Annotated in this window: 7 protein-coding genes; 3 read left to right on the forward strand and 4 right to left on the reverse strand. The window is 74.0% G+C overall.

What is annotated here, in order from left to right; all coding sequences use genetic code 11:
• Positions 1-3 precede the first annotated feature (3 nt).
• Positions 4-1,785 (forward strand): serine hydrolase domain-containing protein, encoded by a 1,782-nt coding sequence (locus FDO69_RS35015; protein WP_234388227.1) that lies wholly within the window; start codon positions 4-6, stop codon positions 1,783-1,785.
• A gap of 4 nt (positions 1,786-1,789) precedes the next feature.
• Here the strand turns inward: FDO69_RS35015 and FDO69_RS35020 are convergent, their stop codons facing one another.
• The 3 genes from FDO69_RS35020 to FDO69_RS35030 form a co-directional block, all read right to left on the reverse strand.
• Complete coding sequence (locus tag FDO69_RS35020) at positions 1,790-3,367, reverse strand: phytoene desaturase family protein (protein ID WP_104786534.1); 1,578 nt, start codon at positions 3,365-3,367, stop codon at positions 1,790-1,792.
• 61 nt (positions 3,368-3,428) lie between these two features.
• Positions 3,429-5,660 carry a serine/threonine-protein kinase gene (locus tag FDO69_RS35025; protein ID WP_104786537.1) on the reverse strand — a complete coding sequence of 744 codons (2,232 nt, stop codon included), beginning with the start codon at positions 5,658-5,660 and terminating at the stop codon, positions 3,429-3,431.
• Positions 5,661-5,721: 61 nt separating this feature from the next.
• Positions 5,722-6,570 (reverse strand): oxygenase MpaB family protein, encoded by an 849-nt coding sequence (locus FDO69_RS35030; RefSeq protein ID WP_104786583.1) that lies wholly within the window; start codon positions 6,568-6,570, stop codon positions 5,722-5,724.
• Between the two features lie 172 nt (positions 6,571-6,742).
• Between FDO69_RS35030 and FDO69_RS35035 the strand changes: the two genes are divergently transcribed.
• A complete protein-coding gene (locus FDO69_RS35035; RefSeq protein WP_104786540.1) occupies positions 6,743-8,254 on the forward strand; it encodes an ABC transporter substrate-binding protein in 1,512 nt (503 codons plus the stop codon).
• A gap of 5 nt (positions 8,255-8,259) precedes the next feature.
• Entirely contained in the window at positions 8,260-10,161 is a 1,902-nt protein-coding gene (locus FDO69_RS35045) for an ABC transporter permease subunit (protein ID WP_240806344.1), read from the forward strand.
• A gap of 52 nt (positions 10,162-10,213) precedes the next feature.
• Here the strand turns inward: FDO69_RS35045 and FDO69_RS35050 are convergent.
• On the reverse strand, positions 10,214-11,085 hold an 872-nt coding region (locus FDO69_RS35050), incomplete at its 5' end, for a D-2-hydroxyacid dehydrogenase (protein WP_104786543.1).

Below are 11,085 nucleotides of genomic sequence, written 5' to 3' on the forward strand. Positions count from 1 at the left end.
GCGGTGACCGGCAGAGTGGCGAACGGCGAACCGACCCGGCGTCAACTGGGCAGAGCGGGACTGGCCCTGGGCGGTGCGCTCGCCCTCGCCCCGCTGCCCGCGGGACCCGCCGAGGCCGCCCCGGCGGCGACCGGCCGCCGCCCCACCCTGCGGCACGGCTCCGCCGCACGCGCCGGGCTGCTCCCCTCCCATCTGCGCCGGCTCGTCACCGACGCGGAGGCGTTCCTCGGCCCCTCCCCCAAGCACCCCTGGTACGCGGGCGCCGTCCTGCTCGCCGGACGCGGCGGCACCGTCGCGCTGCACCGGCCCCTCGGCATGGCGGTCCGCTACCGGGCCTACGACGAGAAGACCGACACGGGCGTCGAGTTCCCGCCCGGCGAGCAGATCCCCATGGCCGAGGACACCGTCTTCGACCTGGCGTCGGTGTCGAAGCTGTTCACCTCGATCCTCGCCGTGCAGCAGATCGAGCGGGGCGCACTGGGGCTGGAGGCGAAGGTCGCCTCGTACCTGCCGGACTTCGCCCGCGCGGGCAAGCAGGACGTCACGGTCCGCCAGCTCCTCACCCACACCTCCGGTTTCCGCGCCTGGATCCCGCTGTACAGCGCGCCGACCCACGAGGAGAAGCTCCAGCTCATCTGGAACGAGAAACCGGTCAGCGCGCCGGGCACGGCGTACCTGTACTCGGACCTGAACCTCATCTCGCTGCAGCTCGTGCTGGAACGGATCACGGGCCGCACCCTGGACACCCTCCTGCGCGACGAGATCACCGCACCGCTCGGCATGCGCCGCACCCGCTACAACCCGCCCGCCTCCTGGCGGCCGAAGATCGCGGCCACGGAGGACGCGCGCGCACCGTGGTCCGGCCTCGACCGGGGGCTGGTGTGGGGCGAGGTGCACGACGAGAACGCTTACGGTCTCGGCGGCGTGGCGGGCCACGCGGGCGTGTTCTCCGACGCCTGGGACCTCGCGGTCCTCGGCCGTACGCTGCTCAACGGCGGTGTCTACGGGCGGGCCCGGATCCTTCGGCCGGAGTCGGTGGAACTGATGTTCACCGACTTCAACACCGCCTTCCCCGGGGACGAGCACGGTCTGGGCTTCGAGCTCTACCAGCACTGGTACATGGGCGCGATGGCCACGCCGCGCACCGCCGGGCACACCGGTTTCACCGGCACCTCGCTGGTACTCGACCCGACGACGGACTCGTTCCTGATCGTCCTCGGCAACTCGGTCCACCCGGTGCGCAGTTGGCGTTCCGGGTCGGCGCCCAGGGTCGCCGCGGCGAACCACATGGCGCGGGCCGTGCCGGTCCGGCCGGCCCGGGGCCGCACGGCCTGGTTCTCCGGCATGGCCCTCTCCACGACGGCGACCCTCGCGCTGCCCGCGCTCGACACCTCCGCCGGCCGGGCGCGGCTGTGCTGCGCGCTGTGGTGGGACACCGAGCCGGGGCCCGACGTCCTGGTCCTGGAGGCCTCGACCGACGGCGGCACTAGCTGGCGACCGGTGCCCTTCACCACGTCCCGCGGCGGCCGGGACCCCGAGGAGCACCCGTCGGGCTCGGTCACCGGCTGGTCCGGCCGCGTCTGGCACCAGCTCACCGCCGGCGTACCGGCCGGGCAGGGGCTCACCCTGCGCTGGCGCTACACGACGGACCGGCTGTACGTGGGGCGCGGCTGCTACGTGGACGGGCTGCGCGTGGAGGCCGCCGGGGACGTCCTGTTCGACGAGAGGCGCCCGGCGGACGCGGCGCGCCTGTCGGCGGCGGGGTGGACGCGCGAGGCCGACTGAGGGGTCACTCGGGGGTGTTCTCCAGCACCGCCATGGCGGCGTTGTGTCCCGGCACCCCGCTGACCCCGCCCCCGCGCACCGCGCCCGCCCCGCACAGCAGCACGTTCGCGTGGCCGGTCTCCACGCCCCAGCGGCCGGTGCCGTCCTGGACGTAGGGCCAGCTCAGCTCGCGGTGGAAGATGTTGCCGCCGGGCAGCCCGAGGTCCCGCTCCAGGTCGAGCGGGGTCCTGGCCTCGATGCAGGGGCGTCCGTCCGCGTCGGTGGCCAGGCAGTCGGTGAGGGGTTCGGCCAGGTGGGCGTCGAGCTGGGCGAGGGTGGACTTCAGCAGGTCCTCGCGTACGGCGTCGTTGTCCCGCTCGAACAGGCGGGCCGGGGTGTGCAGGCCGAAAAGGGTGAGCGTCTGGTAGCCCTGCTCGGCCAGGTCGGGGCCGAGGATGGTCGGGTCGGTGAGCGAGTGGCAGTAGATCTCGGAGGGCGGCGCGGCGGGTGGGTTTCCGGCGGCGGCCTGGGCGTGGGCGGTGGCCAGTTGTTCGTAGCCCTCCGCGATGTGGAAGGTGCCGGCGAAGGCCTCGCGCGGGTCGACGGCGTTGTCGCGCAGCCGCGGCAGCCGCTCCAGCACCATGTTCACCTTCAGCTGCGCGCCTTCGGCGGGGGCCGGGGGCGTGTCGCCGGTCAGTTCCGCGAGGGCCCGCGGTGAGGCGTTCACCAGGACGTGCCGGGCGGCGACGGTGCCCTCGCCGTCGGCCGTGCGATACGTGACCTCGGCGGTTCGGCCGTCCGTGGCGATGCGCAGCGCCTCGTGGCCGGTGGCGAGGACCGCTCCCGCCGCGCGCGCCGCGTCGGCGAGGGCGTCGGTGAGCGCCCCCATGCCGCCGACCGGCACGTCCCAGTCCCCGGTGCCGCCGCCGATCACGTGGTAGAGGAAGCAGCGGTTCTGCTTCAGGGAGGGGTCGTGGGCGTCGGCGAAGGTGCCGATGAGGGCGTCGGTGAGGACCACACCGCGCACCAGGTCGTCCTGGAAGTGCTCCTCCACGGCGGCGCCGATCGGCTCCTCGAACAGCATCCGCCAGGTCTCCTCGTCGTCGACGCGGCGGCGCAGCTCGTCACGTGCGGGCAGCGGCTCCGTGAGGGTCGGGAAGATCCGCTGGGCGGCGCGGCCGGTCCTGCCGTAGAACTCCTGCCAGGCCCGGTACTCGCGGTCGGAGCCGGTGAGCCGGGCGAACGCCTCCCGGGTGCGCCGCTCGCCGCCGCCGACGAGGAGTCCGGTGGGCCGGCCGTCGCGTTCGGCGGGCGTGTAGGAGGAGACGGTGCGGGTGCGGACCCTGAAGTCCAGCCCCAGGTCCCGGACGATCTTCTTCGGGAGCAGGCTGACCAGGTACGAGTAGCGGGACAGCCGGGCGTCGACCCCGGCGAAGGGCCGGGTGGACACCGCCGCGCCGCCCGTGTGGTCCAGCCGCTCCAGGACCAGCACGGAGCGCCCGGCCCGGGCCAGATAGGCGGCGGCGACCAGGCCGTTGTGGCCGCCGCCGACGATGACGGCGTCGTAGGTCCGGTGTGCGCGGGGTCCCTCGGGTGCGGTCATGGTTCTTGGTAACACGGGGTGATCCGGGTCGGCCAGACGGCGCCTGTCCGCCCTGCCGGGGTCAGCGTCCGGCCGCGGCCCGCTGCTCGCGCAGGGCCGCCACTCTTCGGTACAGGGCCATGGCCTCGGCGCTGCGGCCGAGCTGTTCGAGGCAGTGGGCCTCGTCGTTGCGGCTGGCGAGGGTGTCGGGGTGGTCGGCGCCGAGGACGCGCTCACGGGCGCCGGCCACGCGCCGGTACTCGGTGAGCGCGTCGGCCCAGCGGCCCAGCCAGCCGAGGCCGACGGCGACCTCGCGGCGGCTGACCAAGGTGTCCGGGTGGTCGGGACCGAGGGCCTGCTCGCGGAGCGCGGCCACGTCACGGGATTCGGTGAGGGCCTCCTCCCAGCGGCCGAGCCGGCCGAGGTTGACGCAGCGGCCGTGACGGGCGCGCAGCGTCTCGGGGTGGGTGGGGCCCTGGCTGCGGGTGCGGTCCGCGACCAGTCCGCGGTAGAGGTCCAGGGCTTCCGCGCTGCGGCCGAGGCGGCCCAGGCTGATGCCGATCTCGTGCCGGGCGGCGAGCGTGTCGGGATGGTCGGGGCCGAGGGCGCGGCCACGGGCTTCGGCGACGTCGCGATAGGTCTCCAGGGCCTCGGCCCAGCGGCCCAGCTGGCCCAGGGTGTAGGCGACTTCGTAGCGGGTGACGAGCGTGTCGGGGTGGTCCGGGCCGAGCACACGGGCGCGGGCGGCGGCCACCTCGCGGGCCATGCGGTACGAGTCCTCCAGGCGGCCGAGGCGGCTGAGGTTGAAGGCGAGGTTGTGGCGGCAGCGCAGGGTGTCGGGGTGGTCGGGGCCCATGAGCTGCTCGCGGGCGGTCAGCACCGAGGTGTAGACACGGTGGGCGTCGAAGGGGCGGCCCAGCTGGCCGAGGACGTAGGCCATCTCCTGGCGTGCTGCCAGGGTGTCGGGGTGATCGGCGCCGAGGGTGCGGATCCTGGCCCCGGCGACGTGCTTGTACTCCCGCAGGGCGTCCGCGGCCCGGCCGGTGCGGCTGAGGGTGAAGGCGACCTCGTAGCGGCTGGCGAGGGTGTCGGGGTGGTCCGGGCCGAGGAGGTGTTCGCGTTCGGCGGCGACGGCCCGGTGCACCTCGCCCGCTTCCGTCCAGCGGCCGAGCCGTCCGAGGCTCAGTCCCGCGTTGTGCCGGCCGGCCAGGGCGGTCACGACCTCCGTGGGCGGGGCGGGCGGCTGCACGGGGACGGGTTCGGCGACGACGGGCCCGGTGGCGGGCCGTGCGATCCACTCACCGGACAGTCCCGCCGCCGGGTCCGGTGGGGTGGTGCGCAGTCCCGTGCCGGTCGCTTTGTGCCCGGTGGTCATGCCGCGCGTCCAGGACGGCAGTCGGGCCGCCCCCGCGGGCCGGCCGGGAGCCGGGCGGGCCGGCGCGCCGACGGGCGCGTACGCCGGCGCGGCCCGGTGGGCGCTGATCCGGCGGGCCAGCTCGCGGGCGTCGTCGGGTCGCTGTGCGGGTTCCTTGGCGAGCAGGTCGAGGATGATCTGTTCCAGGTACTCGGGCAGGTCGGGCCGGTGCTCGCGCGGCGGGCGGGGCGGGGTGTCGCGGTGGCCGACGAGGATCGCCCAGGCGTCGCCGAGGTCGAACGGCGGTACGCCGGTGGCGATCTCGTACAGCACGCACCCGAACGAGTAGAGGTCGCTGCGCTGGTCGACCTCGGTGCCGGCGATCTGCTCGGGGGACATGTAGTGCGGGGTGCCCATGGCGATGCCGGTGCCGGTCAGCCGGGAGGTGAAGCCGATGTCGTGGCCGAGGCGGGCTATGCCGAAGTCGCAGATCTTCACGGTGCCGTCGCCGAGCCGCACGATGTTGGCGGGCTTCAGGTCACGGTGGACGATGCCCTGTTCGTGGCAGTAGGCGAGGGCGGCGGCGATCTGCTCGGCGATCTCCTCGACGTCCGCGACGGGCAGCGGGTGCTGTTTGTTGTCCTCCAGGAGCTGGCTGAGGTTGCGGCCGTCCAGCAGTTCCATGACGAGATGCAGGACGCCGTCGGACTCGCCGAAGTCGTGCACGACGGTGATGCCCCGGTGCTGCAGCGCGGCGGCCACCCGGGCCTCGCGGCGGAACCGCTCGCGCAGCACGCGGGTGAAGGCGTGGTCGTGGTTCGGGCCCAGCGGTTTGAGGCACTTGACGGCGACGTGCCGGCCCAGGGACTCGTCCCGGGCCCGCCACACCTCGCCCATGCCGCCCCGCCCGATCAGATCGAGCAGCCGGTACCGGCCCTGGATGAGCCTGTTGTCCCCCATCTCGCGCGACGCTCCCCCCGGTAGCTGTCCGCCCGCCCCTCGGCCCACCCAGTATGGCGGCCTATCGTCCGAGTTTGTACGGTGCCGGGCGCGCGCCGGGGCCGAGCCTCGCCATGGCCCGCAGAATGTGTTTGGGCGGGAGTTGCCAGCGCACACGTGCGGGAACGCGGCGCAGCAGGAGGCCGGCGAGGCGCAGCTGACGGGTGACGGCGGCTGGGGCGGGGGCCGGTCTGCCGTACAACTCGTGGGCGTACGGCGGCAGGGAGGCGTACGCCAGGTGTGCCACGCGCCGCCACAGCACCTCGCGCGCCGGTACGAGGAGCGGGTGGGTCGGCGGGCGGAGCAGGAAGTCGTCCACCTCTCGTGCCTCGGGTCCCGCGGCCAGATCCGGGCGCACCGTCTCGAAGTACGCGGCCAGCTCGGCCCGGTTCCCCGGTGCGGCGTCGGGGTCGAGGCCCACCAGCCGTGCGCTCTGGTGGTGTTCGGCGATGTAACGGTCGGCCTCGGTGTCGGTGAGCGGGAGTCCGGACCGGCGCGCGACGTGCAGATACGAGTCGATCTCGGCGCAGTGCACCCACATCAGCAGGGCGGGTTCGTCGACGCCGTAGCGCTCACCGATGTCGGGATCGGTGGCGGTCAGCATGCGGTGGATCTTCCGGACCCGGGCGCCGGCGCGCTCGGCGGCCTCGGTGGTGCCGTACGTCGTCGTGCCGACGAAGCCGGCGGTGCGCATCAGGCGGCCCCAGGCATCCCGCCGGAAGTCGGAGTTCTGCATGACCCCGCGGACCGCTCGTGGATGCAGGGCCTGGAGGTAGAGCGCCCGGACGCCCGCGATCCACATCACGGGGTCGCTGTGGAGCTGCCAGGTCACCGATTCCGGACCGAACAGCCCCGGGTCCGCGCCGGTCATGCGCCTCACCTCCGCCCCGGCGGACACGATGGCACAGGTCGAACAGCGGGTCGAGAGGCTTTCCTGCACACCGCGGCGGTCCGGTCGTTGATTTTTCACCTACCCGACAAGAGTTTGGTAAGCCTCGCCTTATAAGCTGACGCCGCCGATCTCCCGCACGACAGGATCCGACATGCGCACCACCACCCGCGGCCTCATGGCGGCGCTCGCTCTCACCCCTCTGCTGGCCGGCTGCTTCGCGCCCGGCGAGAGCGACACCGGCGCGGGACCGGGCGGGCGGCTGCGGGTCGCGCTGGCCGTGCCGCCGGTGCAGGCGCTGTCCCCGTACAGCAACGACGCCACGGTGCTGAGCAAGCTGTCCGTCGCCGAGGGCCTCACCGCCCTCGACAAGAACGGCACGGCCCGGCCCGGCCTGGCGACGTCCTGGAAGCAGGACGACGACACCACCTGGACCTTCGAGCTGCGCAAGGCCGAGTTCCAGGACGGCACCGAGCTCACCGCCCAGGCCGTCGTCAACGCACTTACCCACGCCGGCGCGGCCAAGCCCAAGCCCCGCGTCCTGAGCGACGTGTCACTGACCGCCGAGGCGGAGGACGCCGACACCGTCACCCTCACCACCAAGTCACCCGACCCAATGCTGCCGCTGCGGCTGGCGAGCCCCGCGCTGGCCATCCTGTCGGCGAAGGCGTACGCGAAGGACGGCGCCGTCAGTCCCGTCGGCACCGGCACCGGTCCGTTCGAGATCGCCCGGCTGAACGGCAAGACCAAGGCCACGCTGGACCGCTTCGACGGCTACTGGGGCGGCAAGGCCAAGGCGCCCGGCATCGACGTCAGCTGGATAGCGGACGGGACGGCCCGTGCCAACGCACTGCGCGGTGGCGAGACCGACATCGCCGAGTGGATCCCCACCGCCCAGGCGAAACTGCTCGACAAGCGGACCCGGCACGAGGTCCCCTCGGTGCGCACCGACAGCCTGATCCTCAACACCCGCAGCGGCATGTTCGCCGACGCCGGTCTGCGCGCCGCCGCCCGTGCGGCCGTCGACGGCTCCGCGCTGGTCGACTCCGTCTTCGGCGGCTACGCCGACCCCGCACAGGGCCTGTTCGGGCCGGCCGTCCCCTGGGCGGCCGGCAAGCGCGTCGAGGTGACGGACCGCAAGGAGGCCGCGACCGCCGCCGAGGTGAAGACCGGCACCAAGGGCAGGACGCTGCGACTGGCCACCTACACCAACCGGGCCGAGCTGCCCGAGGCGGCGACCGTGCTCCAGCAGCAGTTGGAGAAGGCCGGGTTCACCGTGAAGCAGGACGTGCGCGAGTACACGCAGATGGAGGGCGACCTCCTCGCCGGGAAGTACGACGCCCTCGTCTTCTCGCGAGTGACGCTCCTCGACACCGGTGACGCGGTCGACTACCTCGCCAGCGACTTCACCAGCGAGGGCGTCTACAACATCGCCGGTCTGAAGAACGCCGCGGTGGACAAGGCCATCCGGGCCGCCGCCGCGGAGCGGGACACCGAGAGCCGCCAGGAGAAGATCATGTGGGCGGAGGCCGAGATCCTGCGCACCGACGCAGTGGTGCCGCTGGTTCACGAGCAGGCCGTGCAGGGCATCGCGGACGACGTCGAGGGTGTGATCCTCGACCCGCGCGAACGGTCCCTGATCGACGTCGACACCCGCCTGAAGTAACCCGCATGAGCCTCACGCACACCCCCGCCGCCGCTCGCTCGTCCCTCTGGACGGCGGCGGCCGGCCGTGTGCTCGCCGGAACCGCCCTGCTCGGCGCCGTGGCCCTGCTCCCCTGGCTGTCCGGCACCGACCCGGCCCGTACGGTGCTGCGCGCACGCTCCGCCGACCAGAACCCCACACCGGCGGAGCTCGCCGCCGTGCGCGACCAGTTGGGCCTGGACGAGGGCCCCTGGCTCCACCTCGCGCACTGGCTGGGCGGCCTTCCGCGCGGGGACGCGGGCGTCTCGTGGGTCTCCGGGGCACCGGTCATGCCGCAGGTGGGGACGGCCCTGTCGGTCTCCCTGACGCTGATGCTGGGCGCGTTCGCGGTCACGGTGCTGGACCTCGCGCACTGGCTGGGCGGCCTTCCGCGCGGGGACGCGGGCGTCTCGTGGGTCTCCGGGGCACCGGTCATGCCGCAGGTGGGGACGGCCCTGTCGGTCTCCCTGACGCTGATGCTGGGCGCGTTCGCGGTCACGGTGCTGGTGACCGGGCTGGTGTGTGCCCGCACGGTCCTCCTCGGGTCCCGGCGCCGGCTGCGGCAGGACCGGGCGGGCACCACGGCCGCCGTCCTCGCGTCGCTGCCGAAGTTCCTGCTCGCCTCGGTGCTGGCCACCGTGTGCGGGGTGTGGTGGGGGTGGTTCCCGTCCAGCGGATGGGAGGGCCCGCAGTCGATGGTGCTGCCCTCGCTCGCCCTCGGCATCCCGTCGGGCGCGATGCTCGGCGGCATGCTCGACCAGGCGCTGCCCGCCGCCTTCCACGAGCCCTGGGCGCGCACGGCCTACGCCGTCGGGCTGCCGTCCGGTCACATCGGCCGGGGCGCGTTGCGCCGCACCCTGCCCGGCCTGTTGCCACAGCTGCTGCCGACCGTCGTGGCCCTGGTCGGCGGCGCGGTCGCCGTGGAGAAGATCTTCAACATCCCCGGGCTCGGCCGGCTCGCCCTGGAGTCCGCCGTCGCACAGGACCTCCCGGTGCTGCAGACGGCGACCCTGGCCCTGGCCCTGCTGGGCGTCGCCGCGGGCATCCTGATCCGCGCCCTGCGTCACGCACTCCTCGGCCGGCCCCTGCGCGACGGCGCCCTGCCCGCACTGCACCGGCCCCCGCTCACCGTGCCGCGCTCCCTGCGCTGGGGCACCGCGGCCTGCGCACTGCTCCTGCTCACCCTGGTGACAGCGGGCCTCCTGCGCGACCCGCTCCAGGTCGACACGGCGGCACGGCTGCTGTCGCCGTCCGGCGAACACCCCCTGGGCACGGACGCGCTGGGCCGTGACCTCCTGGCCCGGCTGGGCCACGGGGCGCTGCGCACGGCCTGGGTCGCCCTCGTCGTGACGGCGGTCAGCGCCGTCACCGGGCTGCTGCTGGGCATGGCCCCGAGGGCGAGCGCGGGCCCCACCGAGGTCGTGTCCACCCTGCCCGCAGTTCTCGCGGGTCTGCTGATCGCGGGCGTGACCGGACCGTCCGTGTGGGGCGCCGCCTGCGCGGTCTGCGTGGTCGGCTGGAGCCCGTACGCCGCCCAGACCGCTGCCCTGCTGGAACAGGAACGCGCGAGCGGGCACATCGCCGCGTCCGTCGCGCTCGGCGCGGGACGGCTGCACCTCCTGCGCCGCCACCTGCTGCCCTCGGTGGTCCCCGCCCTCCTGCGCAACGCCCTGCTCCGGCTGCCCACGACCGTGCTGGTCCTGGCTTCCCTCGGTTTCCTGGGCCTGGGCGAACAGCCGCCCACCCCCGAGTGGGGCCGCCTCCTCTCGGAGAACCAGCCGTACGCCGAACTGGCCCCCTGGACCGTCCTCGGCCCGGCCGCCGCACTGGTGGTGCTGTCCGTACTGGCGGTGACGGGCAGCGTGCTGGGACGAGGGAAAGGCGAATAGCGCGCGGCCCGGCCGGGAGGGGCTACCGGCCGGGGCACGTGCTGCTCGCCCTTCAGGCGGGGTGCGTCTCGTCGTTCACGTATCCGCGCCGCTTGTCCACGATGTTGCGCAGGGGCCGGCCCTCGACATGGCGGGTGAGGTTGTCGAGGAACACCTCGACCAGCGCTTCCCGCTCGCTGGTGGTCTCGCCCGCCGTGTGCGGGGAGATCATCACGCCGGGCATGTCCCACAGCGGTGATTCGGCCGGCAGCGGTTCCTGGGCGAACACGTCGAGGGCGGCGCCGGCGAGCCGTCCGGCGGCGAGGTGGCCGACCAGCGCCTCCTCGTCGACGAGTCCGCCCCGGCCCACGTTGATCAGTCGCGCCCCCGGCTTCATCGCGGCGAGCACGGGGGCGTCGACCATGCCCCGGGTGTCCTGGGTGAGGGGCGCGGCCAGGACGACGTAGTCCGCCTCCGCCAGGGCGGAGTGCAGGGTCGAGGCACCGTGGACCGTGCCGAAGTCGGGATCCGCCGCGCGGGCCCTGCGGCCCGCGCCGCACACGCGCATCCCGACCCCGCGCAACAGCCGGGCGATGGCCCGGCCGATCGGCCCCGTCCCCCAGACCAGCACGGTGCGGCCGGTGATGCCGTCACTGGGGCGCGGACGCCACTCGCGGCGCCGCTGGTGCTCCCACGTGCCGGGGAAGTCCTTGGCGAGGGCGAGGATCAGCCCCAGGACGTACTCGGCGGCGGGCTGGTCGTAGACGCCGCGGGCGTTGGTGAGCGTGACGCCTGGATCCTCGACCAAAGCGGGGAAGAGGAACGAGTCCACTCCCGCGGAGGACGCGTGGACCCAGCGGGGCGCCTTGTCGGGGTTGTCGGGCCAGGCTTCGCGGATGGCCGGGGTGATGGTGACCCAGGCCAGGAGGATGTCGGCGCCGGGCA

The organism is Streptomyces tibetensis (genome assembly GCF_007655005.1).
Classification (GTDB): Bacteria; Actinomycetota; Actinomycetes; order Streptomycetales; family Streptomycetaceae; genus Streptomyces; species Streptomyces tibetensis.

Coding starts and splice junctions, on each gene's coding strand:
- FDO69_RS35020 (WP_104786534.1), bottom strand. CDS start 3,367: ATGACCGCACCCGAGGGACCCCGCGCACACCGGACCTACGACGCCGTC.
- FDO69_RS35025 (WP_104786537.1), bottom strand. CDS start 5,660: ATGGGGGACAACAGGCTCATCCAGGGCCGGTACCGGCTGCTCGATCTG.
- FDO69_RS35030 (WP_104786583.1), bottom strand. CDS start 6,570: ATGACCGGCGCGGACCCGGGGCTGTTCGGTCCGGAATCGGTGACCTGG.
- FDO69_RS35035 (WP_104786540.1), top strand. CDS start 6,743: ATGCGCACCACCACCCGCGGCCTCATGGCGGCGCTCGCTCTCACCCCT.
- FDO69_RS35045 (WP_240806344.1), top strand. CDS start 8,260: ATGAGCCTCACGCACACCCCCGCCGCCGCTCGCTCGTCCCTCTGGACG.